Here is a 24,430-nt window from a genome sequence, read left to right on the forward strand (position 1 = left end):
TTTAGCCGCTTAATACGGCTAGCCTCTGCACCGGTGGGCCTCAACGCCGGGTCTGGCAACAGACAGCAGAGTCACTAACGAGGATCGCGTTCTGTAGGGTCACTTTGCAGAACGCTAAACGCAAGGTGACTCGCTTGTCATTAGCCCGCCAGTTGGCGAATGCCAGGTTAAATTAAATAACATGGCTAAGTATGTAGAACTGTCTGTAGAGGGCTTGCGGACGCGGGTTCGATTCCCGCCGTCTCCACCAAAAAACGGTCTAATCCAGACCACTCAAGACCAACTAAGACCCATATAAAACAGGGTCTTAGTTCAAGTCTCCCAAATTCCCCATTAGTCCCGGTTGGTCTCCAAAAGCCTCGGTTGTGGCACAAAAATGACACAAAATTGGCACAAGTTGTTTTTGCCGATAACCACACCGCAGCCTATGGAACAGAAAATTGCCGTCGCATGCGGCGCCATATTTTCAGCGAGCTTTCCCCGATTGCGGGAGACTTGGCGTCTCAATACATCAAAACGGCTGAACGTTCCAACTTTGAGCAAGCAAACCATGAACTGCAAGATATTTATAATCAGCTGCGCATTGAAGATCTGAATCTATGCGCTGATCATGAAGAATTGCTCAATGCCGCCCGGCGTTATACAGAAAAATGTTATCTGGCACGCAACCGCGCAAAATCCCCTTCTGATGCCTATCAGGCCTGTTTGCGCATAGTCGATCACTATCAAGTCAAGCGGCCATCCATCAAAGGCGATAAACTGGAACCGGCACTGAACCGCATGTGCTGTCATCACTGGTGGTTTCGCAGAATCAAGATATTGAGGCTGCGAAAGATTGAAACCATAGCCAGAAATATTGAGTTGGTCAGCCGCTTGCGTGGCACGTATGCCAGCGATTTCACGATTCATGCTAAGCGCAAACAAAAGGAAAGAAATCGTCTGTATCTAGCCACGAATTTTGTAAGTAACCAAAACGGCGATATTTTTTCCCTGCAAAACCTAGCCGATCGTTCGGTATCCAATCCAGCAATTCGCCGTGCTGAATTGATGACCCGTATCAGAGGTTTTGAAATGGTGGCCGATCATCTGGGTCATATGGGAGAATTCTATACTGTCACCACCCCTTCGCGCATGCATGCCTGTTTGCATCATGGCGTAACCAATCCACGTTATGACGGCACCAGCGTTTTACAAGCACACGAATACCTCACCCATATATGGTCATTGATCCGCGCTGAATTGCATCGTCAGGGTATTCAACCCTATGGCTTTCGTGTAGTCGAACCGCATCACGACGGCACCCCGCATTGGCACTTACTATTATTCATGCCGGAAAAACACCGCGAAGCTGTGAGAAAAGTCATGCGTCATTACGCCCTTCTCGATAATGGCAACGAACCAGGAGCGCAAGAACGCCGTTTCAAAGCAGAGCCGATTGATCCAGCGAAAGGCACGGCAGTGGGTTACATTGCAAAGTACATCTCCAAGAATATCGACGGCTTTGCACTCGATCAGGATTTGTATGGCAATGATGCTGCAAAAGCAGCCGAGCGCATTACCGCATGGGCGAATACCTGGGGCATTCGTCAGTTTCAGCAAATCGGCGGCCCGAGTGTGACCGTATGGCGTCAATTAAGAAAACTCGACAAATCCGACGATCCGGAGCTTGAATCCATCCGGCAATCGGCAACTGCCAGCGATTGGGCAGCTTTCATGCTGGCTATGGGAAACCCTGAAGCTGCGCATCGTTCCCATGTTATCAAACCATTCTACGATGAGAGCAAGCGATTAAATCCAATTAATGGTGAAGTATATTCCCCTGCAACCGGACGTTATGGCGATTCTGCTCCATTGCGCGTATCCGGAATACTTTGGAAAGGATCGAGTTATAGCACACGCAAACATGTTTGGATGCTTTTCAAAGTCGACAGCGAGGACGTGACATTAAGGAGCGAGGCGCAAGCCGAGCGCACGCAATGTCACGCCGGAGCTGTTTCTCTTGGACTTGTATCAATAACTGTACCAACCCCATTTCATCATTAGAAAGTTCATCATGAAAACACAACTCAACACTAAAAAAATTAAAAATATAAATATTATGAATACATTTAATCTTGAAGAAGCAGTTTCGTTGATCTACCGGCTCGCAGTTCTGAAACAGGATGCCCCTGAACCCGGAAAAAAATACAGCATCACACAAATCGGCCACATTTGCGGCGTATTGACGCTCAACGATCAAATTGAGATTGTCATCAAGTTTCATGATGAGATGCGGCAATTCACGAAAGAGGAATTTCAAAACCAAGTAACTATTTTGGATTGACAGGACATTTATACTATTTACTGTGAAAATAAATAGCGTACTATAAGAATCACTATCTACTCTCATAGTCACTATTTATTATGGAAACCAATCAAAGAAAACTGTTTGATCTAAACCTCAGCGAGGAACAAGAGCAAATTATTTTAAAGAACATCAAAGAATTCCGGGGTGTTGGCACAACATTGGAAAGCGCATTAGGTGCTTTGATTATGGGGCAATACTTCGGCTGGCGCGTTCTCAAAATTCTTCACAATCCCTTGACCTATCGCCGCTATGAAAAAATCCTAGGCCTTAATTTTCAAGATGTCTGCCCGGAAACAACGGGATACAGCGAAACCAAAAGCGTGGGTTATGCCATCACGCAAAAAATCGGTAGTTTCTGGGCAGTAGTAATGGGCAAACGAAAAGTGGAGGATAAAGGCTTAATCGAGAACCAAGGAGAAGTGGAAAAGCACGTAACCAAGCATATTGCCGATAATGCTGAGGGAGAGAAAAAATGAACAACTCCGAACGATTACTGGTAACTGTCAAGAAATGCGCTGAACTAACCGGCTTAACTGAAAATGCTATTCGTCAGTACAAAAAGAAAGGACACTGGATTTTCGGAATTCATTGGTTCAAATCTGAGAATGGCAGAATTTTCATATGCATGAAGGCTGCAAATCTATGGATGCAAGGCAAAGAGGCATAACGATCCGCGGCAATAGCGCCCAGATATCGTTCACTTATCAAGGTGTACGCTGCCGCGAGTCAATACCCATACCGCCAACCAAAACCGCACAAAAGGAACTGGCGCTTAAGCTGCAATCCATCAAATACGAAATCAAGACCGGCACTTTCGATTACAACCGGCATTTTCCGTACAGCAAGAAAGCAAAGGAATTCAGGAAAAACCGCCCTGATCTCTATACGATCAAAGAAGCCCTTATAGGCTGGCTGCAACGTAACCAAGCAAAACTTCAACTAAGCACACTGCAAGACTATAACAGCGCCATCTATCACCATTTGATTCCAACCTTTGGCAATCTCACTATTTCCGAATTGACTGCCAGCAAAATAAAGGAATGGTTATCAGAACTCCCCTGCTCCAACAAACGAAAAAGCAACATTCTGACCCCACTTCGTCAAATGTTTGAAGAGCTATACCTTGATGAAATTATCGACAAGAACCCGCTAACCCGAGTCAAGAACCTCCCCAACAAAACCCGTGAACCTGAACCCTTCACTCAAGAAGAAATCAACAAAATTTTAAACGAACTGACAGGCCAGGAAAAAAACCTAATTCAATTTGCATTCTATTCAGGATTGAGAACTTCCGAACTCATCGCTTTACGCTGGCAAGATATTGAGTTTGACGAAAACCGAATATTTATAAAACAAGCCCATGTACGCGGTCAACTGAAAGACACTAAAACAAAATCCGGAAAACGAGAAGTTACGCTTCAACCGTATGCCAAAGAAGCGTTGCTCAATCAGCAAGCCTTTACAGGAAAACAAAACGAAACAGTATTCCATAATCCACACACCAGCCAACCGTGGAGAAACGATCAACCGATCCGCAAGAATGTTTGGATTCCAGCACTGAGAAAAGCAGGCATCAAATACCGCAACCCATATCAAACACGTCACACCTTCGCTTCAACCCTACTTTCAAAAGGTGAAAAACCCCTCTGGGTTGCCCAACAAATGGGACACAAAGATTGGGGAATGATCATCAAAGTTTATGGCCGGTGGATTCCTCAATCAAAATAGTTGCCAAAGTCCCATGATGGGACTATTATTTCATCTATGAGAATTATCGCTCTGTCGACCTTGAAAGCATTCTGGGAAAATGAACCATCTTACGCCGATGCTACTCAGCCCCTCCTTGCTTGGTACAGGCATGCATTAAAAGCAAACTGGACAACACCTGCAGAGGTAAAAGCGGATTTTAAAAATGCCAGTATTCTCAAAGACGGTAGAGCAGTATTCAATATTGCCGGGAATAAATACCGACTTGTAGTATGGATTAACTATGCTTATAGCGTAGTGTATATCCGCTTTATAGGCACCCATGCCCAGTATGATCAAATTGATGTGCAAACTATTTAACATCAGAGGTAATTAACTATGAACATCAAACCCATTCGAACTGATACTGATTATCTCGCGGCATTAAAGGAAGTTGAATCACTGATGATGGCTGAACCCAACACGCCGGAAGGTGAAAAACTGGATGTTCTGGTGACACTGATTGAAGCTTTTGAGCGCAAACAATTTCCTCTAGACCTACCGGATCCCGTTGAAGCCATCAAATTTGAAATGGAGCAAAAAGGATTAACGGTAAAAGACCTGGAACCAATGATTGGAAAAAGTAACCGTGTATACGAAGTATTAAACCGAAAACGTTCTCTGACACTCAAAATGATCTGGAAACTTCACCAAGAGCTTGGTATTCCTGCTGAATCTCTGATAAAACAACCCGCTCAAGCACATAATGCTTAAAGAACGCCCACTCATCAATGATATAGGGTGTCAATAAGCAAAACGCATACACCAAGACTACCAACCGGCGCAATAATAATTGCGCCCTACTGGCTAATCATCGCTCCAATCTGGTTCAACATCTCCGAAGTCGACATTTTCTATTGTTTCCAATATCTCGATGTCATCAACTTCTATGCTTTCTAACCCCTTGGTGAAATCACCCGAAAGCGTCACAAGAATCTCAGTTTGGTATTCCTCTTCTTGTGTCAACGAGTTATCGCCAATACTGACATAATCCTTGTCTACAGGATCGCGCACAGAGAGGTTAAAAGTACAGTGAACATCACAGATGACACTGGCTATGAGTTGAAGTACGAGGCTATCTGCATCAATCCGAATGACGTTAATTTCGGGTACACCTGGTGACTCTTCAATAAACTCATGTTTTTTATAGGTGGCATAGATATCATCTTCTTCGAAATAGTAGGCAGAGCTGGCTTCAACATAAATATCTAAACCATCCAAGCTGTTTTCAATAGCAGATACCACGGCATTGAGTATACTGTTGGATTTCCCTTGTGTTACAGCCAAAGATAGTTCTGCAATAATGTTCCGCGCAGCGTTATGCGGCTGGAAATGCGAAATGGCGTCTCCAAGATTTTCAACTACATCTATGTAATCTGATGTCTCGGCAAATTTTCTCCAGCCAATGTCTGCGGAAACTGCAAGTACCTTCGTGGAATTTTCTTTTGCCCACGCTTCAATCGATAGCAAAGCCAAGGCATCTGGGAATTCATATTTCTTTTCACCAGCCGTATCAAATGGTGATTTTGCTTGAAAATACAAATGGATTAGCGTGGCAACATTTGCGTATTTTTCAGCAGAAACGGTTTCAGCACCTGTATTGGCATAAAATGCAGTAAGGCGATTTCTTGCAATTTCTGCATCGTCGCCAAGACCGAAGAGAAGTGCGCGGGCATTGTCGTTCTGTGTCTGATCAGAAAGCTGCTGCGCTAATGACGCGCGTAATCCTTGGGTAACCTTATCACGTGCCTCTTTAGTTTTTTTGGTCAGATGAGCCAACAATTCATGATATATAACATCGGCAAATACTAGCTTTACCGGACTGCCAGAGAATTGGTCTAGTTGCTTGAATAGTCCTTTCTCTAAAGTTATGCCGTGATTATCGAAAATGCACGTATCTATTGTTAGCGCTCCGTAGTCAAGATCGATTGCTGACATGGGTTCTCCCTTTTGCGCATAACGTTATATATGAGACAAGAATGTTTTAAACCCAATGTTTTATAGAAATTAGTTTGACTTTCCACGGCTCAATTAGTGCTTGTGCCATAACTTCGTTAATAGCTTGTGTTTCCGCAGTGTCTTCCGGAAAGAAATCATATAGTGGATTCTCTAATTTTATTTCTAGATTGTTATCCTCCCACTTGCCTTTTCGTGTAAGGGGAACGACCGACACGACAATCTGTTTCTCAAAAGTGGGATGCGGGGAAACATAGGCAAGTGCAATTTTTTCGCCTTGAAACTCGATGCTGTAACGATTCATCATTCCTCCTCTTTTAAATTGCACCTAACGTAACATATACGATAAAAAATGTCTCATATCCTGAGAGAGAATGTCGTATGACATCGTTAAAAGCCCCACTCCTTTTTATATAATTAACACAGAATAAAAAATTCTGAATACAAAATATAAATACACCAATTAGATTTCTCCGTTTAAATAAAACGGGAAGTTTCAAATATAACGACAAGCTAATAGAAATTTATGCTTTTACCATGAATAAACATGTGATTGTATGTGACAGAACTCTTGATAGCCTCAGTAAATGAGTTTAGACTTAAATCACATGCATCATTTGTCTTTCTTAAATCTATGAAATACTTTGAAATGACACAAAAATAACAGAGGTTGATACTAAATGACTGATTCATTACAAAGAGACCAAGGTTCGATTCCCTGATCATCTGTTCGTCTTACCCACATTCGCAACGTCTCCGCTGTACAACCAATCTTTGATGCGATCGATTTGATCCGCCGACCATTGCGATTCAGATTCCTCACTGCGTTCGGAATGACAAATACGGGTTATTCAGGATTTCCCTAAAAAACTACTTGGCGATCGTAATACTCGGCACGCCGACACGCGGAATGTCGGTGACGGTCATTTGAAACAATAGGAACAATAACTGGAAGGCATCGCGATTCCAGCGGGCGTATGGGCCTTTGGTATTCACCGCATAATACTGGCCATCGTTCCAACGGATTGAGAAATCGACATCAGCAGGCGTTGCGTTTGAAACCACAAACCCCATGGTCAGGTCAGGATTTTCGTTCCAGAGTATGGGTGGCGTTCTTGGATCTTTCTCGACGTGATATCCCGGCTCTTCACCGAGCGCTTTACCGAGAAAACCCAAAATTGAGTGAAAACTCCTGAGCCGGAAAACACCGCTGATAGGCCATTCCCCGCCGTAGTGATCGGGCCGGATATCAAAAGCAATATCGCTAACATTCCAATCTCCCGCCAGATCATGCAGCGCCTCACGTTCTGCATCGATCAGCGTGCTGGGATCGTGATTGGTGATTAGAATCGGCCCCGGCACTTGTTTACGCAGCGTATAAGTATTGTCTCCCGGGTTGTAGCGTACAACAAATTCTTTTTGCAGCGCTTGGAAGCCTTCGGCTGCAATTGAACTGGCCGGGATGGTCCAGGTTTGTATGAGCGGCAATGGCTCTACATACAATTCATTTTTATCTTGAATCGCGGAAAGATGTAATACCACGCGACGAAACATCTCATAACCGGTTTTATCCGATGGATTATTGCGATAACTGCTATGTTGCTCAGTAGCATTTAGCAAACGCACTTCCTGCGCCATCATCCGTAATAGCAGATCGACATCAAAACGCTGACGCAGCAGCAATGTTAATTTGCTTTGTGGGAACGGCGTAAGCAAGCGCTTGGTAAAATCTTCCCCCTCAATCGGAACGATGCTGATGGTAGGACTTTCCGCAATACTACCACCAAAGATTGGCAGTATCGACGCTCCGGCAAGTCCGCCGAGTGCGGGCATCGCCCCTGCATTCGCTTGAAAATTGAAAGTAGCGGCGATATTTGAAACGCCGGTGAAATGAACTGGCCGACGGTGATGCGCACGCACGATATTGATCAGTAGCTGTTGCGATATAGCGTCGGTGACGGCATCGTCATAAGCAATTACGGCGCGATTCAGCGCCATCGGTGAGATACACCCGGAAAGAAGAATACCCAGGATCAAGATGCACGGTAACAATCGCAGCCAATACTGCGAAAAGATCCGGTTAATAATATTCTGGCCGGGCATGGCTTTCAAAACGGGTGTATTCACCCAGGAAAGTTAAATCGATTTTTCCGATCGGGCCATTGCGCTGTTTACCAATGATGATTTCTGCAATACCTTTGTCTGGCGAATCCGGGTTATACACTTCGTCCCGGTAAATAAAGAGAATGACATCAGCATCTTGTTCGATCGCACCGGATTCGCGCAAATCTGACATGACCGGGCGCTTGTTGGGACGCTGCTCAAGGCTGCGATTAAGCTGAGATAACGCGATGACCGGTACTTTCAGTTCTTTGGCCAATCCTTTCAACGCACGCGATATTTCTGAAATTTCCGTGGCACGATTTTCCCCTTGACTGCTGGAAGACATGAGCTGCAAATAATCCACAACAATCAGACCCAATTCACCATGCTGGCGGTAGAGCCGCCTGGCTCGTGCCCTGAGTTCCAGAGCATTCAGTGCCGCAGACTCATCAATGAAAATCGGTGCTTCGTTCAGTTTGCCTAACGCATGCGTCAACTTGGGCCAGTCTGCATCTTCCAGGCGGCCGGTACGCACCTTATGCTGATCCAGCTTTCCGACCGATCCCAGCATACGCATGGCAAGCTGGGTTCCCCCCATTTCCATACTGAACACAGCGACCGGTTTGTTCAATTCCAGTGCGACATGCTCGGCGATGTTCAGTGAGAAAGCGGTTTTACCCATGGACGGCCGTCCCGCCACTATGATCAGATCCCCCGGTTGAAATCCGGATGTTTTTTGATCGAGATCGTGAAAGCCGGAGGCAATGCCGGTCACATTGCTTGGATTATCCTGACTGTAGAGCAGCTCTATCCTTTCGACCACTTGTTTCAGGAGCGGTTGAATATCCATAAAGCCTTCTTTGCCGCGCGCGCCTTCTTCGGCAATTTCAAAAACTTTCTTTTCCGCTTCATCAAGTAAATCCGCTGCAGAACGTCCGGCCGGACTATACGCGGAATCCGTTATCTGCACACCGATCTGTGCCAGATTACGCATAATTGAACGTTCACGAACAATCTCCGCATAGCGTTTGATATTCGCTGCAGAGGGAGTGTTTTGTACAATTGCGCCGATATAAGCGAGTCCACCGATTTTCTGAAGCTCAGCCGATATTTCCAAGGATTCTGCCACCGTAATCACATCAGCGGGTTTGTTGTGTTCTATCAGTTTGCAAATATGATGATAGATCAGACGATGATCCTGCCGGTAAAAATCGCTATCCGTAATGACATCAGCGACTTTCTCCCAGGCATGATTATCCAGCATCAGCCCACCCAGGACAGACTGCTCACTTTCAATAGAGTGAGGAGGCGTCTTGTAGGAATCTACGGGCTGATCTTGATTGATGCTGAGAGTTGACGCCATGGGTATCCGTATAGAAACACAAGAGTGATATTTGATTCTATCACTTGCTGAAGAACAAATGAAAAAGGACTACCGGAATAGTCCTTTTTAGAAACGAGTGAACTTACAATTGCGCTATCAGAGCATTGCCTCGCCTAATACCGAAACAGTGATATGGGCTGAAACATCGCTGTGCAGCGAAATTGTCAAAGGATAATCGCCAACTTGTTTTAATTGACCATTCGGCATACGGATCATGGCTCTTTCAATTGCAAAACCCTGCCCGGCAAGTGCTTCAGCGATATTTGCATTGGTCACTGAACCGAACAATTTACCATCGCTGCCGGCTTTCTGGCTAATTTGCACTAATAATCCATCCAATTTCGCAGCCATTGCCTGAGCAGCCGCTAAAGCTGCAGCTTGAATTTTTTCAAGTTCGGCACGTTTGGATTGAAATTCCGCAATGGCTTGTTCGGTTGCGCGTTTTGCCTTTCCTTGCGGGATCAGATAATTACGTGCAAAACCGCTTTTAACATTAACAATGTCGCCCAATTGACCTAAATTGGTAACTTTTTCCATCAGAATGATCTGCATATCATTACTCCTTAATGACGATCAGTGTAAGGTAATAATGCTAAAAAACGAGCTCGCTCTATCGCTGTACCCAGTTGCCGCTGATAAAAAGATGTCGTACCGGTAATACGTGCTGGAATTATCTTTCCATTCTCATTAACAAAGTCTTTTAAAATATCAATGTCTTTATAATCAACATTTTTTATGCCTTCTGCAGTAAAACGGCAAAACTTTTTGCGCTTAAATAAAGGACGATTAACTTTCTTTTCTCTTTCTTTATCTTTACTGTCTTTACGTCTTGTAAAACGTGCCATTTTAATTCCTATTAACTGATTAAATAAGTTCTATATGATCGGTATGCAGTACTAATTGATGATTCATATGGCTTTTTCTATTGATAAATCCGGTGAGTTTAACCGTATTGTTAATCTTAAATCCGGCAACAGTCAAAGCCAGCTGTCCCAATGCTACTGCAAGAATATCAAATATTATTTGTCGAGCAACGCCTGCTTCCTTTTGTCGCGATACATGATTGATTGTAAACTCAATGACGGCAACACCAGCAGGTGTGTAGCGTAAAACCCCTAACTTAGCAATTCTTCCACAAATAATTGTTTGATTACAATCCAATTGCTATTAAGTTTACGCTGGAGCGCTCGATTCTTCAGGCACTTCATCAGGTTCTACTTCATCAGCAACTGCATCTGGGACATGCAAGCTCGCAGAACCGGATCTCTCTTCTTGACGCATCATTGGCGATGGCTCTGTGACCGGTCCCTTGGTCTTGATGGTTAAGTGCCGCAGGATAGCATCACTGAATTTAAACGCATGATCTAAGTCATTCAGGGTCTCTTGATCACATTCAATATTCATTAATACATAATGCGCTTTATGAACTTTCTGAATCAGATAGGCAAGCTGGCGGCGCCCCCAGTCTTCCACGCGATGAATTGTGCCATTTTTTGCGGTTACAATGCCGCGATAACGTTCGATCATTGCAGGTACTTGCTCACTCTGATCAGGATGAACAATGAAAACTATTTCGTAATGTCGCATAAATTCCTTATGGATAAAGCCTCCCATCAATTATGATAGTGAGACAAGGTTGAAAAACATTTAATTTTACTTAATTTATAAGGCAATATCAAATAATGTTCAATTAATTGCGATTAGTTGGCAGAGATAAATTCAGATGCTTCAGAACGCTTCGGATCAATGTCTCACGTAAAATAACCAATTCACAATAAAAGATGAAGTAACACTCATGTCCATTGAACTGGTAAAATTTGCTTGCTCTATCCAATCACCCGTCATTTGATATAATTTTCACAGAAATATTTGAACAATAGCACGCACAACAAAGCGTTAAAATATATGTTGCTAATGATTGATAACTACGATTCTTTTACCTATAACCTGGTGCAATATTTCTCTGAATTGGGTGAAAACGTTGTTGTATACCGGAATGATGAAATTACTCTGGATAAAATTTCACAACTGAACCCTGAGCGCATAGTAATTTCCCCAGGGCCCTGCACTCCCAATGAAGCTGGCGTGTCACTGTCAGTGATTAATCAGTTCAGTCAGAACATTCCAGTTTTAGGTGTTTGTCTGGGGCATCAAAGCATAGGGCAAGCATTCGGCGGCAGGATTATTCATGCAAAACAGCTCATGCACGGCAAAACATCGCCCATTTTTCATCATAATGCGGGTGTTTTCCGGGATTTGCCCAATCCGTTTATTGCAACACGCTACCACTCCCTAGTCGTTGAACGCTCATCACTTCCTGATTGCCTGGAAATTACAGCATGGACTGAAGATGATGAGATTATGGGTATCCGTCATAAAACACTCGCAATCGAAGGTATTCAATTTCATCCTGAATCTATTTTGAGTGAGCATGGACATAAAATGCTCGAGAATTTTCTGAATCGCTAATAAATCAGGTTGAATAAAGGTAATTTAATGACCCCACAAGAAGCGTTACATCGCATTATTGCCCATCAAGAAATAACGCATGATGAGATGGTTTCACTGATGCGGCAAATCATGCAAGGAGAGATCTCACCCGTTCTAATCGCTGCAATTATCACCGGCCTTCGGGTAAAAAAAGAAACTGTCGGTGAAATAGCGGCGGCGGCCCAAGTGATGCGTGAATTCGCAACCAAAGTTGATATCCCCGATAACACGCATTTGGTGGACACTTGTGGCACGGGTGGAGATTCTGCACATACATTCAATATTTCAACCGCATCGGCATTTGTCGCCGCAGCTGCGGGGGCTCGCGTAGCCAAGCACGGCGGCAGATCGGTTTCGAGTAAGTCAGGTAGTGCTGATGTGCTTGAAGCGCTCGGCGTTAATTTAAATCAAACGCCGCAACAGGTCGCTCAAAGCATCCGTGACATCGGGGTTGGTTTCATGTTTGCTCCAAATTACCACGCCGCTATGAAACATGCTGCTCCGGTACGACGCGAATTAAGCATTAAAACATTGTTCAACATTCTTGGGCCGCTGACAAATCCTGCCAATGCCAAAAGACAAGTACTGGGTGTATTTAATGAAGATCTGGTTAAAACTCTGGCACACGTTCTACAACTACTGGGCAGTGAGCATGTACTGATCGTGCACGGCAAAGATGGATTAGATGAAATTACGATAACGGGTGAAACTAATGTCGGTGAATTGAAAAATGGCAAAGTAGCGGTATTTACCATCAGACCAGAAGACTTTAGTCTAAAAACATCCGCAATCGAGACTATCCGGGTTACGGATAGCGAACAGGCAAAAACAATGTTGCTTTCAGTACTGGAGAACGTTGCCGGACCTGCGCGTGATATTGTTTTGATGAATGCTGGCGCTGCAATATATGTTTCCGGTATTGCGGATTCCCTCGAACAGGGCATAAAAACAGCACATCAGGCAATAGAAAGTGGCGCGGCACTCAAAAAACTTCATGAACTAGTGGAATTTACGAACAAAGATTCTGTTTAATCGCAAAATGTCCGATATTTTAAAGAAAATCCTCACAGTAAAAAAACAAGAAATTATGGCTGCCACGGCATTAAAGCCCTATCCATTATTACTCCAAGAAGCCCGATCCGTATCCCCACCGCGCGATTTCGTTGCAGCAATTCGTAACAAAATTACTGCAGGGCAATCCGCTGTTATTGCTGAAATCAAACAAGCCAGTCCCAGCAAAGGGATATTACGCGGACGCTCCTCTGACACCAATGCACAATCGTTTGAATTTCTGCCTGCCGAGATAGCCAAAACTTATGCTCAACATGGTGCAGCTTGTCTGTCAGTATTGACAGACAAGCAATTCTTTATGGGTAGCTCCGAATATTTGCAAGAAGCACGTGCAGCCTGCCTGCTTCCAGTGCTTCGCAAAGATTTCATTCTTGAGGATTATCAGATTGCGGAAGCACGCGCTATGAATGCTGATTGTATTTTGCTGATAGTCAGTGCCTTTTTGCTAGAAAACATCGAGCCTATCGTACGAATGCAGAAGCTTGAAGAACTCGCCAATTCTCTTGGAATGGCCGTTCTGGTTGAAGTTCATGATGCAAATGAATTGGAGATAGCACTTCATCTCAATACACCGTTAATCGGGATCAATAATCGCAACTTGCGGACCTTTGAAACCTCTCTAAATACCACTCTGGAATTATTGGATCGAATTCCATCCAACAAAATAGCCGTTACGGAAAGCGGCATACATAATTCTGCCGATGTCGCACTGATGCGCAGCCATAGCGTTAATGCATTTCTTGTAGGTGAAGCTTTTATGCGCGCTGAAGATCCGGGCATTGAATTAGAACGATTATTTTGCTGATCTCACATTCAATTTTTCTAAAACAAAACTTCAAAAAACAAGTAATTATTATCCTCAGATAAGTTATATACAGATAGCCTATTGTTTCCTAAATATTTATACGGAATTGTCGTAAAAAAACCTACACTATTCCAAACTTGGGGTTCAATATGTTACAACCAAAACAGAGAAGTTTATCTGAGTGGGTAAATTTTCTCACGACAACGGAAATTCCTGTTCTAAAACAAACCGCTCGTAATCTTCAAGCCCTGGAGCAAGATGAACAACACATGTGTGCTCGCAGCATTGCTCATGTTGTTAAATATGATCCGTTAATGACAGTAAAGTTGTTACGCTATCTACAACAGCACAAACATCGCAGCCAAGAACATGATGTCGTGGAAGTTGAACAAATGATCATGATACTTGGACTCGAAACTACGCTAAATAAGGTATCAGCAAAACCACTGGTTGAAGAAATTCTGGGACGCGACAACATGGGCGCGCTCGTTTACTTACTCAAAACTACTCATCGCGCAAATATTGCCTCTTCATACGCCTTTGACTGGGCAGTTCGTTTACATGATTTACATTTTGAAGAAATCCGTATCGCAGCTTTATTACATGATATTGCTGAAATGCTCATGTGGTGTTTTGCACCCAATGAGATGTTAAAGATCAAACATTTACAAAAATCAGATAAAACAATGCGTAGCGTGACAGCACAAGAAAGTATTTTTGGCTTCTCATTAAATCAGTTACAACTGGAGCTTGCTGTTAAGTGGAAATTACCTAAACTATTAATTACTTTGATGGATGATAATTGTTCAAACCTACAGCGTGTACGTAATGTCGCCCTCGCTGTCAATTTAGCTAGACATTCTGCAAATGGATGGGGTGATGCAGCTTTACCTGATGATTATGAAGGAATAGCAAAGCTTCTGCACTTACAACCAGGAGATATCATGACGATAGTAGGCGCTCACAAACAACATGAAGAATCAAATAACCCTTCCTAAAAACTCATTTCTGCGAATGGAAAATTTGTGTTACTAATCTTATGTATTTGAAACGTAACCAATTCATAAAATATGCAATGACTGCAGATGACATTCTAAAAAACACAAGCGGAAAATCCAAAGACTGGAAGAGCTGTTTAACCCATTTTTAATGGTGCCGACACCAAGAATCGAACTCGGGACCTTCTGATTACAAATTCTAAAATGTATTGTTTTACGTTGTTTTAATATTTTTGAATAACCATTAATGTCATTGTTTTGTATTTATTTTTATACTAAGTTGTTTTAAACTCTTACCCATAGTTTTACGCCTACTGTCTACATAGTGTCTACATAGTGTCTACATGGCGTCTACATGAAAGGAGATTGAAGCAATGACCACACCCCAAACGCCTACACAAAAAATCACAAAATCCTATGTAGACAAATTGTCTACACCAGAAACCGGCCAAGCCTTTGTGCGTGATAGTGAACTCAAAGGTTTTGCTGTTCGTGTTACTCCATCCGGCGCAAAATCATTTATCCTCGAAAAGAGAATTGATGGCAAAGTGAAGCGGTTAACATTAGGCCGCTATCCTGAGTTAACTGTTGAACAAGCCAGAAAGGAAGCACATAAATTACTCGGTCACATCGCTGTTGGCCGCAACCCCGCTGCTGAGAAAAAGCAGGAAGCATTACAGGGCACGACACTGAAACAAGCCTTTGATGATTTTGTAAAGACGCGAAAGAATCTCAAAGAGCGAACGCTCTATGATTACAGGCGAGTGATGACTATCATTTTTGCCGACTGGCAGGATAAGGCGATGATCGATATCAATAAGGATATGGTCAGCAAACGCCATAACAAAGTCGGCTCTGAAAGAGGCGAAGCTTATGCCAATCTATCCATGCGCTTTTTACGCGCCCTGTTCAACTTTGCCATTGCACAATATGAAGACGGCAACGGCAATTCTATCTTGCGAGAAAATCCGGTAACCCGGCTCACACAAACCCGAGCATGGTATCGAGTAGATCGCCGCCAGACTCTCATTAAGCCTCATGAAATAGAACCCTGGTTCCAAGCAATCATGAACTTAAAAAATGATCCGCTCAGCCAAAATCGCGAAACCATCCGGGATTATTTACTATTAGTGTTGTTTACCGGCCTAAGACGGGAAGAGGCTGCCAGCATGACTTGGAATAACATCGATCTACAAGCAAAAAACCTGAAAGTGACGGATACAAAAAACCACTCGGATCACAATCTGCCGTTATCTGATTTTCTTTATGATTTGCTGCAAAAAAGAAAGGAACAGGCAATCAATGAATATGTCTTCCATCGAGCCAGCGGAAATGGCTATGTTTCCGAGCAGCGTAAGCAAATGGCCAAAGTCATCAAGGAATCCAGCATTGCTTTCACCATCCATGATTTGCGCCGAACTTTTCTCACGGTAGCCGAAAGCCTCGATATTCCAGCCTATGCCGTAAAACGCCTGGCCAATCATAAAATGAGCAATGACGTTACTGCTGGCTATATTGTGGCCGATGTGGAACGATTGCGGCAACCCATGCAGAAAATAACAGACTATATTCTGAAGTGTGCCGGTTACAAGTCGTCAGCAACGATAACAGATTTGTCAGAAAAGAAATCACACAAAATGCTTTGACTTAATACGGCATTGCCGTAACATATAATGTATACTATTGCAGAAACAGATGTTTTTAGCCGCTATGTCAGTGATTATTGGACAGAAGATGAACGCGCAGCTTTTGCTGTCTGGATCGCAGAACACTATGACACCGGAGACGTTGTTCCAGGATCTGGTGGTTGCAGAAAAGTGCGCTGGTCACGCAAAGGCAGAGGAAAAAGCGGCGGTTTGCGTGTAATCTATTACAACATGCTGGAAGACGGAACAATCTGGTTGTTGCTGATTTACTCCAAAAATGAGCACGAGAACATTCCTGCACATTTACTTAAAGCAATTAAGGAAAAAATAACATGCCTATGACTGAAAAAGAATTAAAGAAGCGAGACGCCAAGCGTGATTTGGGTGCCGAGCTACTGGAATCTGTTACTCAAATGAAATCAGGTCGTGCAAGCCGGACACATAAAGTTGAACTCCCTCCAGTTGTTTCAGCACGCATAAAATCCGGTTTATCTCAATCAGATTTTGCAAAGCTCTTGGGTGTATCAGTGAGAACCTTACAGGATTGGGAACAAGGTCGCCGCCAGCCAAGCGGTGCAGCCAAGACATTGATCAGCATAGCCGAACGCCGCCCCGATATTTTGAAGGAAATCGCCGCTTAACCGCCTCCTGCTCAATCCGCCAAGACCTTGAAAGAAAAAAACATGAAGGCAGAAAAACCACTAACCGATAAAGAGCTGGAAGAATGGGAGAGCAGCCGGGATCTAGACGCTGAGTTACTTGATTCTGTACGTCAAATGAAAGCTGGAAAAGGCCATGTTGCCATGTCATATCAGGAACAAGTAAAGCGGGATATTGAAGCGCTTAACAAAGTGGATAAGCAAGATAATACTGCTGATATGGGTGATTATTTATGACCCTGTATCAACGGAGCGATATTGCGCTTTGCGCTGATGGAAGGGGTGACTACACCGCAAACCCCGTCTCGTAGTGATTGTTCAGAATACAGATTATATTGAAGGCATGGAAAGTATTACCGTTTGCCCGATAACCAGCGCTTTGAGTACTGCTAGGTGTGAGGGTGCGATTAAAGGCAGATAACGCAACTGGTTTAAAGGAAATATCTGAAGTTGAAGTCGACAAAATAACGACTATTCGCATTACCAGGCTGAACAAAAAGATCGGAGAAGCTGCAGAGAAAGAACTCAATAAAATTAATTACGCCTTACGAGTCTGGTTGGATTTATAAACTGCCAATGCCTTGAACAAAGCTTAATCAGATAATTTATACGCATAGCGCATAGAACTTTATCTGCTTCTGTTTGAATAGCTTCTGTTTCTTATTTAACTTTGTAGCCACCGCGTAGCGGCTTGCCCTTGACAGGCTGCCGCCGCTCAAGAAAAATAAGTCAAAAGAGGGATTGGGGTATCGCAGGTTTCGCGCGCGTAACGCGCGTGCAGAAACAAGGCGAGTTTCCCCAGACCCCGAGACATGAGCACCCCAATCGCTCATACATACCGGTTCTGGGTCGGCGGCAGCCTGTCAAGGGTGGCGCTCTGAATAATTACAAACTATTCTCTCAAGTATAGGAGGCTATTAGCCGTCAATTTAAGGATTTGACTTCTCACAATAGATAATTCGCCATGTTTCTTGATGACAAGAAGAATTTTCAAACGGTCTGGCAACTGGCGCATAGTTGGGTAGGTATTGATCCAATCGAAACGGATGCCAACGCGATTCCACAAGAGGTTCGTAGTGCTATTCATTTATTGATGTTTGCCATACGCAAAAATGAAATTTCCGTACGAACACGCCAGAGATTGATCTTTGTCGATGACTCTGTCATTTCCTTAGCCGCTGAAGCACTTCACTATAAAAAAATTGATTCCTGCTTAAAACAGGATCAGTTTAATCAAAAGTATCTTGATTCCCTTTATGTAAAGCGTAATGAAATCCTTGACTGGTGCGCTAAAATTTATTGCGAACCGCCTTCCTGCTGGGTACCGAAGCATCTATCTGATGGGCGAGTTACCCGTAATGCTGCCAGAAATAATTTATCAACAGAAGACAAGGTTGATACCTCCCAGCAAAGAGAAGCCGCTTATGACAGGCATAAACCAGTTGAAAATCTGAAGAAAGATTGTATACATTACTGGCTGCAACATCAGAGTTACAGTAATAACCAGGCAGCCATAAAATTCTATGAAGAATTGCCAATCGACAAAAAAAGACTGCTATCCGAATCCAATGCAAACCGTACGCTTGCCCAGGCTATTTCGGATTATAAAAACCGCGAACGTCTAAAAGAGAAAGGCAAACTGCCGCATTGGTTACTCAATTTTAATCCAGAAAATCCCCACACGTAATACTACTGGCTGCGCGCAGTCGGTATGCCTTAAAACCCGCTCTAATGCTTGATTTGTCGTAGACGTCATACGTTTACGCGCAGCCGCAATTCTCAATGGTTGTAAGTCTATAGATACTGATTCCATGTTAATCAAATATGGAGTCAGTCATGCAAAGCCCATTACTCACTACTAAACAAGCTGCACCCATCTTGGGCGTTAGTGTCGCTTTCCTGGAACGAGACCGTTGGACAGGTGCGCGAGTGCCTTTCATCAAAATCGGCAGCCGTGCAGTTCGCTATCGTTTGAGCGATCTGCACGCTTATATTGAATCGCGTCTCTGTCAATCCACCAGTCAGTACTGAGGTGTTATGGACACGTCAGTACGTAGCAGCGGAAAGCAACCGAGTCCCGGTGAATTAATTGCAGAAAGTATTGTGCAATTAAGGGACGCATCAAACGGTGATCGCCAGTCCTTAATTGATGCAAGAGAAGTATCAATAAACCCAGGTTCGATGCGAAGCGAATTCGAGGCACGAGAATGAGCTAAGCATCGAACCATTTTTTTATCAACTAAGCAGGAGTATTAATAATGAAAACACTAGTAGCCAATGTACAACGCACGCACGGCGTCAGCAAAACCAATGGAAAACCCTATGACATGCACGTCATCACCGTGTTGATGCCATTGCAAAACGTTTCACAAGGTAATTACAACGTAGAAGGCTATGGCACGGTTCCGGCTGAAATGGTTCTTGATCCTGCAATACTGCACAAATTCAAGAATTTGAAAGATCCATCCTATCTTGATCTGACGGTTGAACAAGTTTTAATGTTTGGCGAAATCAAAAACATTGTTACCGATGCCTCACCGATTCAGCCAACCCAAAAAGCCGCCAACGGATAGTAACACTAGTCCGTTCATTCCCATTTTGGGAAAAAAGCTTACAAATTGATACCCGGTTAAGGACATGGCAAATGAAATCTTCGTCGATTGGATCTCCATTTCTCAGTTACATCAAACTGAAGAACAACTCCCAATCTATTGCGGAGGAATCATCGTCAATTATGACCCCCTCGGCAATGCGCGCCATGAAAGAGTTTGCGCCGCGTCTTTTCCGGGATCATTTGAAACAAGTATCCGGCTCAAAAGTGACGGTAAACATACGTCACTCAGTGGAAACGTGGGCAGGTTTTCTCGCAAAGACAACCTGTTCAACTTGGGATTCCGGGAAACTCTCGCCAAAGCTAATCGAATATGCCTGGCTCGAGGCTTGCCAGCTTTTACTCCCGCAAAAATTCGGGCTTCAGATTACGAAGCAGAATCACAAGGTGCGCGAGTATCTCGTCTGGACATCACCTGTAACTTTGCGACGGGTTCAGAATCCCAGGCCAGAGCCTTAATCCGATGGCTAGGCAATCGCTCAGTCTCCCGAATGAAAAAAGGCAGAGTCGGCGATGAATCGGTTTGGTGGGTTAACACCCGACACATGCTTAAAGCTTACATCAAGCACATTGAAATGCTCAAGCATGGCTGTAGTCCCGATGATTTGGTTTATCAATGGTGCAAAGAGCAAGGAGTAGTGAGAGTGGAAATCGAACTAAAAAAACGTCTTTTATTTGATGAAGGCTTAAACAAACTGGAAAACATCACTGATGAGAAATTAATCCATATTTTTCACGATGAAACGGAAATCTTTAGCCGTGTCGATCGCAGCGATGAACCTGACATACTGGACGCTATACCAGCAAAAAGCCGCGTGTATGCCTCTGCTTGGTTAGCTGGTCAAGACCTTAGAAATCTTCTCAGTAATGGCACGTTATACCGCCATGCCAAAATCTTGCGGGAATACGGCATTGATATTCTGGAACCCCGCAATATCGAGCAATTTCCCGTGAAAGTTCAAATCGTCGACCTAAAGCCTTTATCAATGCCTTCCTGGTATAGCCTCGAAGAACAAGAGCCAGTCTTACGTCTAGTTGTTAATGAAAAATGATTCCACCCCTAAGCCAATTCTTAAAAGTTGTTTTAGGAGTGCAATTTTGCACCATTTAACCAAGGAGTATTAAACATGTTCAAAAAATCATTAGATGTCGTGAAGACTATCGGTAACAGCATCAAAGAAACAGTAATCGAAGGTGAATACCTGGGTAAAGGTGGTTTAGTTGCTGCCGGTACTATGATTGCTGCTCCTGCTTTTGCCGCCGTTGATGCAGCAGTTACCACGGCATTAAGCACCGCACTAACTGACGTGGGAACTGTAGGCAGCGCAGTATTTGTTGTAATCATTGCTGCCGCTGCGTTCAAACTGTTACGCCGCGCAGTTTAATTAACAAGACTGGTCTTTGCACGACTTTGTAAAAGTAAACAAAGGCCAGTTGTTAAACGATGAGCTACCTATTCAAAGACCGCTGCCTCAGCACAACAACTGATTTATATACTTTTGTATCTGCTGACTGCCCGGCATTACTCTCAAACGGTTCAACGGTTTCATGCGTACCAACGGCCACCGGCGTTGATGTTACCTATTTCGACCCATTCAATGCTGTTACCACAACGCATTCAATCACGCCCTCATTAATCACTTGTCCGGATCTGATCGGCGATGCTGTGACCTTAGGCTGGCAAGTTGTGCTGGTACTTATTACCGCTTGGGCATTCCGTATTCTTTATAAGGTGGCAGCAAACCGATGATTATCGACTTTCAACTTTACGCGGTTTTCTTTGCCATTGTGGGGTCAGTATGGCTTATTTTGCGTTAATACTTATTTCCTTTTTTTCTCTTTCTGCCAATGCTTCGACTGTTTTTGACATGGGCGAGCACTCCGGCATTATTCGTGATTCGAATGGTAACTTTTCCAAAGTAAGCGCTAATGGATCAATCAGAACATTAACTAGCAATACCGCTCTTGCTCTTGTAGAAAAGCCAATCATTCAGACTTCAAAGGGTGCGCTTGAAGTAAGCTTGAATCGAACCGTTCCTGTTGATGTCCCGCGTATCGGTAAAGCAATCGGTGCTTTTGCTCAAAAAGTCGGCCCTCTTTCCATGGCGCTTGCTACTGTAGACCTTATCTGTTCCCTGAGTAATATTTGTAATCAATCCGGTTCTTGGATTGCTGGCGGTGTAGATCCCAATCCAAGTCTGCCAAATTCATATCCGGTTTCTGATGGACAGTGGTGGGGCTGGAATTCAAATTATTATCCTGATGTTCAATCTGCATGTTCCGATACTGCGAGATTGACTGTTAATGTCGGTTCAGGTGCTCAATTCGATCATTATGAGGTAATTGATTCTTCTACCTATCGGTGTTACGGTAAATTGCCGCAGTATCCCGGCAATGTTTATTTTGCTTCTAATACAAATAAGATCACTGGTTGTGCCCCCCAATACACTCTTAATGGTTCTACTTGTCAGAAATCTGGTGTAACCACTTCACATCCTGCTACTGCCAACGATTGGACAGCCAAAGAATCATTATTAAATAATTCAGGTTTTACTCCAGAATTATTCAATGCGGGTGAATCAATACCAACCGGAACCCCAGTTTTAACCGGTTCTCCTGTCAATGTACCCATGGGAACTACAACAAAAACATTAAAAGACGGCTCCGGCACTGTTACAGGCACTGAATCCGCTGTCACTTCGTTGAGTATTACTGATGGCGCAACCAGTACCGCACCCAATGTTATTAACATTACTGAAACAATGATAAACACCACATACAACACCAGCAACGTGGTCACCGGATCAATGACGACAACAACAGATCCTGTACAGCCACTCAGACCAAGCAAAACCGATCCATTAGAAATCAAGTTCGATACGGTCAACGACACGCCTTTAACTGAAAAAATTGTTACCGCACCATTTACAACGACTTCATGGGGTTCCGGCGAATGTCCTCCCGACATTGCAATGAATCTGACACGCGGGAATTACTCAATCGATTCTCAGCCTTTTTGTGATTTTGCTATTTCCTTAAAACCCGTACTGCTCCTGGTTGCTGCGCTTGCAGGTGCTTACATTGTCATTACTTCTACGAGGCCAACAGCATCATGAGTTTAATTACTATTCCCCTGGGTGGATTCCTTGAATTGTTTGCTGCTCCCATTGTTCGCAAGGCTCTTGCCGGCCTGGGGCTCGGCGTTCTGGTTTTTACCATCATATCGACCACACTGGCGGCCTTGATCGCACTGGCGCAAACGTATTACGGTGGCATTACCGGCTTTGCTGCTGGAATTATCGGCTTGGCTGGATTCGGTGAGGCATTCGGCATTGTGTCCGGCGCTTTGACTTTTAAAGCGGTTCTGGCCAGTGGTAAAGTTTTTGGGGTCGTATCATGACCATCACTTTATTGACTGCGGTACCCAGAACCGGAAAAACTTCCTATGCTGTATGGGACATCATCAAGCCAGCGATAGAAGAGGGCAAGACTGTCTATGTTTGCGGTATCCCGAAATTACAACTGCCACATATCAAAGTTGATCACGTCTGGATTCGCAAATGGCACGAGCGCAAATACTCAGAAAGTATTGAAGAAGATCAACTGGAACATATCCCACCAAATTCTTTGATCGTTTTAGATGAAGCTTGGGAATGCTGGCCAGCGGCGGGGGTTGCCAATGCGCATGAATCCATTTCACACTTGGCCAAGCATGGCCATTATGGCATTGATTTTCTGATCATCACGCAAAAACCGCATTTACTGCATACGGCCGTACTCGCACAAGTTAGCGTTCATAAGCATATTCTGAAAAAGTGGTCAGGCGCCAAGATGCTCGAATGGCCCGAATACGTTGCCAATCCTTCGGTGAAATCTAACCGTGATCAAGCGGTAACCGTACCCTTCAAAGTCAGGAGTGAAGCTTTCAGCCTTTACCATTCCGGACAGTTTCATACCAAGTTAAAACAAAGAAAACCTTTACAACTCTATTTCACTTTGTTTTTGTTCTTATTGATGCCAGCGCTTTTTTACTATTCTTATGCTGCGGTTACTAAAAACCGCGCTGAACCACAAACAGAAGAAAAAATAGTGGAAAAGGAACCTGAAAACCCCAGCCTGTTATCTGCCCTGGCTCCTGCGCCGGTTTCCGCTCCGGTTCCGGCCCCTGTTCTTTCTTCCGATACAGCAACCCCTGTTACAAAGAAGAAATTTGATTCCATCGTATCTGCTGATTATGACTGGTCTGGTGTTTCAGCCTGTTTATCTTCTCCAAAGTATGGATGCGTTTGTTATGGCCAGTCAGGGCATCGTTTAGCCGTTCCGGCTGATATGTGTGAGTCGGCTATTACTTATGGCTGGCCACAATCATCGAGAAAATCATGAAGAGGTCTCGGAGTTCTGTTAATAACTGTACGCAAAAAAGTATTAATTCATCAAAATATAATTCATTTAAATAGGATTAATGATTGCAGGATACAATTAACAAAATAATGGAGAATATGTTTTAGTTCAGATTTATGCTGAGCTGACATTTTTTAATACGGTCTCAAAGCCTACTTACAGCTTGAAGTGAGCATTTAGTATTTATAGTTTTACGCTGACCCATAAAATTAA

Annotated in this window: 35 protein-coding genes and 1 other RNA gene; 27 read left to right on the forward strand and 9 right to left on the reverse strand. The window is 43.7% G+C overall.

Features of this window, described 5'->3' with window-relative positions; translation table 11 throughout:
* From ssrA to QZ942_RS10140, 8 genes are all read left to right on the forward strand, one after another.
* Positions 1–250, forward strand: a transfer-messenger RNA (tmRNA) gene (gene ssrA, locus QZ942_RS10105); the annotation flags it as partial.
* Between the two features lie 137 nt (positions 251–387).
* Complete coding sequence (locus QZ942_RS10110; protein WP_292995203.1) at positions 388–2,043, forward strand: replication endonuclease; 1,656 nt, start codon at positions 388–390, stop codon at positions 2,041–2,043.
* 10 nt (positions 2,044–2,053) lie between these two features.
* The gene (locus QZ942_RS10115; protein ID WP_062559761.1) at positions 2,054–2,323 is read left to right on the forward strand and encodes a hypothetical protein; all 270 of its coding nucleotides are present in this window, start codon (positions 2,054–2,056) and stop codon (positions 2,321–2,323) included.
* Between the two features lie 80 nt (positions 2,324–2,403).
* Positions 2,404–2,823 carry a hypothetical protein gene (locus tag QZ942_RS10120; protein WP_292995207.1) on the forward strand — a complete coding sequence of 140 codons (420 nt, stop codon included), beginning with the start codon at positions 2,404–2,406 and terminating at the stop codon, positions 2,821–2,823.
* On the forward strand, positions 2,820–3,014 hold the full coding sequence (locus tag QZ942_RS10125; RefSeq protein ID WP_292995209.1) for a MerR family transcriptional regulator: 195 nt from the start codon (positions 2,820–2,822) through the stop codon (positions 3,012–3,014). The genes QZ942_RS10120 and QZ942_RS10125 overlap by 4 nt, the downstream gene beginning before the upstream one ends.
* Positions 2,990–4,075, forward strand: a complete 1,086-nt coding sequence (locus QZ942_RS10130; RefSeq protein WP_292995211.1) for a tyrosine-type recombinase/integrase — start codon at positions 2,990–2,992, stop codon at positions 4,073–4,075. Before QZ942_RS10125 ends, QZ942_RS10130 begins: the two co-directional genes overlap by 25 nt.
* Before the next feature lie 36 nt (positions 4,076–4,111).
* Entirely contained in the window at positions 4,112–4,414 is a 303-nt protein-coding gene (locus tag QZ942_RS10135) for a type II toxin-antitoxin system HigB family toxin (RefSeq protein ID WP_097106427.1), read from the forward strand.
* Positions 4,415–4,432: 18 nt separating this feature from the next.
* Entirely contained in the window at positions 4,433–4,807 is a 375-nt protein-coding gene (locus QZ942_RS10140; protein ID WP_292995215.1) for a transcriptional regulator, read from the forward strand.
* Between the two features lie 93 nt (positions 4,808–4,900).
* Here QZ942_RS10140 and QZ942_RS10145 read toward each other — a convergent pair whose 3' ends face one another.
* The 8 genes from QZ942_RS10145 to rpsF form a co-directional block, all read right to left on the reverse strand.
* Positions 4,901–6,031, reverse strand: coding sequence for a PIN domain-containing protein (locus tag QZ942_RS10145; protein WP_292995217.1), 1,131 nt, complete (start codon positions 6,029–6,031; stop codon positions 4,901–4,903).
* 46 nt (positions 6,032–6,077) lie between these two features.
* The gene (locus QZ942_RS10150) at positions 6,078–6,353 is read right to left on the reverse strand and encodes a hypothetical protein (RefSeq protein ID WP_292995219.1); all 276 of its coding nucleotides are present in this window, start codon (positions 6,351–6,353) and stop codon (positions 6,078–6,080) included.
* Between the two features lie 566 nt (positions 6,354–6,919).
* Entirely contained in the window at positions 6,920–8,047 is a 1,128-nt protein-coding gene (locus tag QZ942_RS10155) for a hypothetical protein (protein WP_292995306.1), read from the reverse strand.
* A gap of 82 nt (positions 8,048–8,129) precedes the next feature.
* Entirely contained in the window at positions 8,130–9,515 is a 1,386-nt protein-coding gene (gene dnaB, locus QZ942_RS10160; protein ID WP_292995221.1) for a replicative DNA helicase, read from the reverse strand.
* A gap of 117 nt (positions 9,516–9,632) precedes the next feature.
* Positions 9,633–10,088 (reverse strand): 50S ribosomal protein L9, encoded by a 456-nt coding sequence (rplI, locus tag QZ942_RS10165; RefSeq protein ID WP_292995223.1) that lies wholly within the window; start codon positions 10,086–10,088, stop codon positions 9,633–9,635.
* An 11-nt stretch (positions 10,089–10,099) separates the two neighbouring features.
* Complete coding sequence (gene rpsR, locus QZ942_RS10170; protein ID WP_292927305.1) at positions 10,100–10,381, reverse strand: 30S ribosomal protein S18; 282 nt, start codon at positions 10,379–10,381, stop codon at positions 10,100–10,102.
* A 19-nt stretch (positions 10,382–10,400) separates the two neighbouring features.
* Positions 10,401–10,697, reverse strand: coding sequence for a primosomal replication protein N (priB, locus tag QZ942_RS10175; RefSeq protein ID WP_292995225.1), 297 nt, complete (start codon positions 10,695–10,697; stop codon positions 10,401–10,403).
* 12 nt (positions 10,698–10,709) lie between these two features.
* On the reverse strand, positions 10,710–11,123 hold the full coding sequence (gene rpsF / locus QZ942_RS10180) for a 30S ribosomal protein S6 (RefSeq protein WP_292995227.1): 414 nt from the start codon (positions 11,121–11,123) through the stop codon (positions 10,710–10,712).
* 318 nt (positions 11,124–11,441) lie between these two features.
* On the opposite strand from rpsF, the gene QZ942_RS10185 reads away from it, so the two are divergent.
* The 9 genes from QZ942_RS10185 to QZ942_RS14115 all read left to right on the forward strand — a co-directional run bounded on the left by QZ942_RS10185 (position 11,442) and on the right by QZ942_RS14115 (position 17,774).
* Positions 11,442–12,005, forward strand: a complete 564-nt coding sequence (locus QZ942_RS10185) for an aminodeoxychorismate/anthranilate synthase component II (protein ID WP_292995229.1) — start codon at positions 11,442–11,444, stop codon at positions 12,003–12,005.
* A gap of 27 nt (positions 12,006–12,032) precedes the next feature.
* Positions 12,033–13,058: an anthranilate phosphoribosyltransferase gene (gene trpD / locus QZ942_RS10190; RefSeq protein ID WP_292995231.1), complete on the forward strand. Its 1,026-nt coding sequence runs from the start codon at positions 12,033–12,035 to the stop codon at positions 13,056–13,058.
* A gap of 7 nt (positions 13,059–13,065) precedes the next feature.
* Entirely contained in the window at positions 13,066–13,902 is an 837-nt protein-coding gene (gene trpC, locus QZ942_RS10195) for an indole-3-glycerol phosphate synthase TrpC (RefSeq protein ID WP_292995233.1), read from the forward strand.
* A 149-nt stretch (positions 13,903–14,051) separates the two neighbouring features.
* Complete coding sequence (locus QZ942_RS10200; protein ID WP_292995235.1) at positions 14,052–14,900, forward strand: HDOD domain-containing protein; 849 nt, start codon at positions 14,052–14,054, stop codon at positions 14,898–14,900.
* 374 nt (positions 14,901–15,274) lie between these two features.
* Complete coding sequence (locus QZ942_RS10205) at positions 15,275–16,546, forward strand: integrase family protein (RefSeq protein WP_292995237.1); 1,272 nt, start codon at positions 15,275–15,277, stop codon at positions 16,544–16,546.
* 27 nt (positions 16,547–16,573) lie between these two features.
* Positions 16,574–16,888, forward strand: a complete 315-nt coding sequence (locus QZ942_RS10210; protein WP_292995239.1) for a type II toxin-antitoxin system RelE/ParE family toxin — start codon at positions 16,574–16,576, stop codon at positions 16,886–16,888.
* Positions 16,879–17,187 (forward strand): helix-turn-helix domain-containing protein, encoded by a 309-nt coding sequence (locus tag QZ942_RS10215; protein ID WP_292995241.1) that lies wholly within the window; start codon positions 16,879–16,881, stop codon positions 17,185–17,187. Before QZ942_RS10210 ends, QZ942_RS10215 begins: the two co-directional genes overlap by 10 nt.
* 27 nt (positions 17,188–17,214) lie before the next feature.
* A complete protein-coding gene (locus QZ942_RS10220) occupies positions 17,215–17,442 on the forward strand; it encodes a hypothetical protein (RefSeq protein ID WP_292995243.1) in 228 nt (75 codons plus the stop codon).
* Positions 17,443–17,606: 164 nt separating this feature from the next.
* On the forward strand, positions 17,607–17,774 hold the full coding sequence (locus QZ942_RS14115) for a type II toxin-antitoxin system PemK/MazF family toxin (RefSeq protein WP_366836372.1): 168 nt from the start codon (positions 17,607–17,609) through the stop codon (positions 17,772–17,774).
* A gap of 36 nt (positions 17,775–17,810) precedes the next feature.
* On the opposite strand, the gene QZ942_RS10225 is transcribed toward QZ942_RS14115, so the two are convergent.
* On the reverse strand, positions 17,811–18,038 hold the full coding sequence (locus QZ942_RS10225) for a hypothetical protein (protein ID WP_292995244.1): 228 nt from the start codon (positions 18,036–18,038) through the stop codon (positions 17,811–17,813).
* A gap of 131 nt (positions 18,039–18,169) precedes the next feature.
* Here QZ942_RS10225 and QZ942_RS10230 point away from each other — a divergent pair, with 131 nt between their 5' ends.
* The 10 genes from QZ942_RS10230 to QZ942_RS10275 all read left to right on the forward strand — a co-directional run bounded on the left by QZ942_RS10230 (position 18,170) and on the right by QZ942_RS10275 (position 24,199).
* Positions 18,170–18,892, forward strand: coding sequence for a hypothetical protein (locus QZ942_RS10230; RefSeq protein WP_292995245.1), 723 nt, complete (start codon positions 18,170–18,172; stop codon positions 18,890–18,892).
* Between the two features lie 149 nt (positions 18,893–19,041).
* Entirely contained in the window at positions 19,042–19,236 is a 195-nt protein-coding gene (locus tag QZ942_RS10235; RefSeq protein WP_292995246.1) for a helix-turn-helix domain-containing protein, read from the forward strand.
* 6 nt (positions 19,237–19,242) lie between these two features.
* Positions 19,243–19,416, forward strand: a complete 174-nt coding sequence (locus tag QZ942_RS10240; RefSeq protein ID WP_292995248.1) for a hypothetical protein — start codon at positions 19,243–19,245, stop codon at positions 19,414–19,416.
* A 47-nt stretch (positions 19,417–19,463) separates the two neighbouring features.
* Positions 19,464–19,778, forward strand: coding sequence for a hypothetical protein (locus tag QZ942_RS10245; protein ID WP_292995250.1), 315 nt, complete (start codon positions 19,464–19,466; stop codon positions 19,776–19,778).
* Positions 19,779–19,842: 64 nt separating this feature from the next.
* Entirely contained in the window at positions 19,843–20,868 is a 1,026-nt protein-coding gene (locus QZ942_RS10250) for a phage/plasmid replication protein (protein ID WP_292995252.1), read from the forward strand.
* 75 nt (positions 20,869–20,943) lie between these two features.
* Positions 20,944–21,201 (forward strand): major capsid protein, encoded by a 258-nt coding sequence (locus QZ942_RS10255; RefSeq protein ID WP_292995254.1) that lies wholly within the window; start codon positions 20,944–20,946, stop codon positions 21,199–21,201.
* Positions 21,202–21,260: 59 nt separating this feature from the next.
* The gene (locus QZ942_RS10260; RefSeq protein WP_292995256.1) at positions 21,261–21,566 is read left to right on the forward strand and encodes a hypothetical protein; all 306 of its coding nucleotides are present in this window, start codon (positions 21,261–21,263) and stop codon (positions 21,564–21,566) included.
* A 49-nt stretch (positions 21,567–21,615) separates the two neighbouring features.
* Positions 21,616–22,932: a virulence factor TspB C-terminal domain-related protein gene (locus QZ942_RS10265; RefSeq protein WP_292995258.1), complete on the forward strand. Its 1,317-nt coding sequence runs from the start codon at positions 21,616–21,618 to the stop codon at positions 22,930–22,932.
* Entirely contained in the window at positions 22,929–23,216 is a 288-nt protein-coding gene (locus QZ942_RS10270) for a DUF2523 family protein (RefSeq protein WP_292995260.1), read from the forward strand. The genes QZ942_RS10265 and QZ942_RS10270 overlap by 4 nt, the downstream gene beginning before the upstream one ends.
* Entirely contained in the window at positions 23,213–24,199 is a 987-nt protein-coding gene (locus tag QZ942_RS10275; RefSeq protein WP_292995262.1) for a zonular occludens toxin domain-containing protein, read from the forward strand. The genes QZ942_RS10270 and QZ942_RS10275 overlap by 4 nt, the downstream gene beginning before the upstream one ends.
* Positions 24,200–24,430 lie beyond the last annotated feature (231 nt).

It is taken from the genome of Nitrosomonas sp. (assembly GCF_021731985.1).
In the GTDB taxonomy this organism is placed as follows: domain Bacteria; phylum Pseudomonadota; class Gammaproteobacteria; order Burkholderiales; family Nitrosomonadaceae; genus Nitrosomonas.

Excerpts from the sequence above, each read along its gene's own strand:
- trpC (WP_292995233.1), top strand. The coding sequence starts at position 13,066 with ATGTCCGATATTTTAAAGAAAATCCTCACAGTAAAAAAACAAGAAATT.
- QZ942_RS10240 (WP_292995248.1), top strand. The coding sequence starts at position 19,243 with ATGGACACGTCAGTACGTAGCAGCGGAAAGCAACCGAGTCCCGGTGAA.
- QZ942_RS10150 (WP_292995219.1), bottom strand. The coding sequence starts at position 6,353 with ATGAATCGTTACAGCATCGAGTTTCAAGGCGAAAAAATTGCACTTGCC.
- QZ942_RS10255 (WP_292995254.1), top strand. The coding sequence starts at position 20,944 with ATGTTCAAAAAATCATTAGATGTCGTGAAGACTATCGGTAACAGCATC.
- QZ942_RS10265 (WP_292995258.1), top strand. The coding sequence starts at position 21,616 with ATGGCTTATTTTGCGTTAATACTTATTTCCTTTTTTTCTCTTTCTGCC.
- QZ942_RS10205 (WP_292995237.1), top strand. The coding sequence starts at position 15,275 with ATGACCACACCCCAAACGCCTACACAAAAAATCACAAAATCCTATGTA.
- QZ942_RS10200 (WP_292995235.1), top strand. The coding sequence starts at position 14,052 with ATGTTACAACCAAAACAGAGAAGTTTATCTGAGTGGGTAAATTTTCTC.
- QZ942_RS10260 (WP_292995256.1), top strand. The coding sequence starts at position 21,261 with ATGAGCTACCTATTCAAAGACCGCTGCCTCAGCACAACAACTGATTTA.
- QZ942_RS10250 (WP_292995252.1), top strand. The coding sequence starts at position 19,843 with ATGGCAAATGAAATCTTCGTCGATTGGATCTCCATTTCTCAGTTACAT.
- QZ942_RS10135 (WP_097106427.1), top strand. The coding sequence starts at position 4,112 with ATGAGAATTATCGCTCTGTCGACCTTGAAAGCATTCTGGGAAAATGAA.
- trpD (WP_292995231.1), top strand. The coding sequence starts at position 12,033 with ATGACCCCACAAGAAGCGTTACATCGCATTATTGCCCATCAAGAAATA.
- QZ942_RS10245 (WP_292995250.1), top strand. The coding sequence starts at position 19,464 with ATGAAAACACTAGTAGCCAATGTACAACGCACGCACGGCGTCAGCAAA.
- dnaB (WP_292995221.1), bottom strand. The coding sequence starts at position 9,515 with ATGGCGTCAACTCTCAGCATCAATCAAGATCAGCCCGTAGATTCCTAC.
- QZ942_RS10215 (WP_292995241.1), top strand. The coding sequence starts at position 16,879 with ATGCCTATGACTGAAAAAGAATTAAAGAAGCGAGACGCCAAGCGTGAT.
- QZ942_RS10270 (WP_292995260.1), top strand. The coding sequence starts at position 22,929 with ATGAGTTTAATTACTATTCCCCTGGGTGGATTCCTTGAATTGTTTGCT.
- QZ942_RS10225 (WP_292995244.1), bottom strand. The coding sequence starts at position 18,038 with ATGAGCGATTGGGGTGCTCATGTCTCGGGGTCTGGGGAAACTCGCCTT.
- rplI (WP_292995223.1), bottom strand. The coding sequence starts at position 10,088 with ATGCAGATCATTCTGATGGAAAAAGTTACCAATTTAGGTCAATTGGGC.
- QZ942_RS10235 (WP_292995246.1), top strand. The coding sequence starts at position 19,042 with ATGCAAAGCCCATTACTCACTACTAAACAAGCTGCACCCATCTTGGGC.
- QZ942_RS10115 (WP_062559761.1), top strand. The coding sequence starts at position 2,054 with ATGAAAACACAACTCAACACTAAAAAAATTAAAAATATAAATATTATG.
- QZ942_RS10185 (WP_292995229.1), top strand. The coding sequence starts at position 11,442 with ATGTTGCTAATGATTGATAACTACGATTCTTTTACCTATAACCTGGTG.
- QZ942_RS10125 (WP_292995209.1), top strand. The coding sequence starts at position 2,820 with ATGAACAACTCCGAACGATTACTGGTAACTGTCAAGAAATGCGCTGAA.
- QZ942_RS10140 (WP_292995215.1), top strand. The coding sequence starts at position 4,433 with ATGAACATCAAACCCATTCGAACTGATACTGATTATCTCGCGGCATTA.
- QZ942_RS10210 (WP_292995239.1), top strand. The coding sequence starts at position 16,574 with ATGTATACTATTGCAGAAACAGATGTTTTTAGCCGCTATGTCAGTGAT.
- QZ942_RS10155 (WP_292995306.1), bottom strand. The coding sequence starts at position 8,047 with ATGGCGCTGAATCGCGCCGTAATTGCTTATGACGATGCCGTCACCGAC.
- QZ942_RS10120 (WP_292995207.1), top strand. The coding sequence starts at position 2,404 with ATGGAAACCAATCAAAGAAAACTGTTTGATCTAAACCTCAGCGAGGAA.
- QZ942_RS10275 (WP_292995262.1), top strand. The coding sequence starts at position 23,213 with ATGACCATCACTTTATTGACTGCGGTACCCAGAACCGGAAAAACTTCC.
- QZ942_RS10230 (WP_292995245.1), top strand. The coding sequence starts at position 18,170 with ATGTTTCTTGATGACAAGAAGAATTTTCAAACGGTCTGGCAACTGGCG.
- QZ942_RS10145 (WP_292995217.1), bottom strand. The coding sequence starts at position 6,031 with ATGTCAGCAATCGATCTTGACTACGGAGCGCTAACAATAGATACGTGC.
- rpsR (WP_292927305.1), bottom strand. The coding sequence starts at position 10,381 with ATGGCACGTTTTACAAGACGTAAAGACAGTAAAGATAAAGAAAGAGAA.
- rpsF (WP_292995227.1), bottom strand. The coding sequence starts at position 11,123 with ATGCGACATTACGAAATAGTTTTCATTGTTCATCCTGATCAGAGTGAG.
- QZ942_RS10130 (WP_292995211.1), top strand. The coding sequence starts at position 2,990 with ATGGATGCAAGGCAAAGAGGCATAACGATCCGCGGCAATAGCGCCCAG.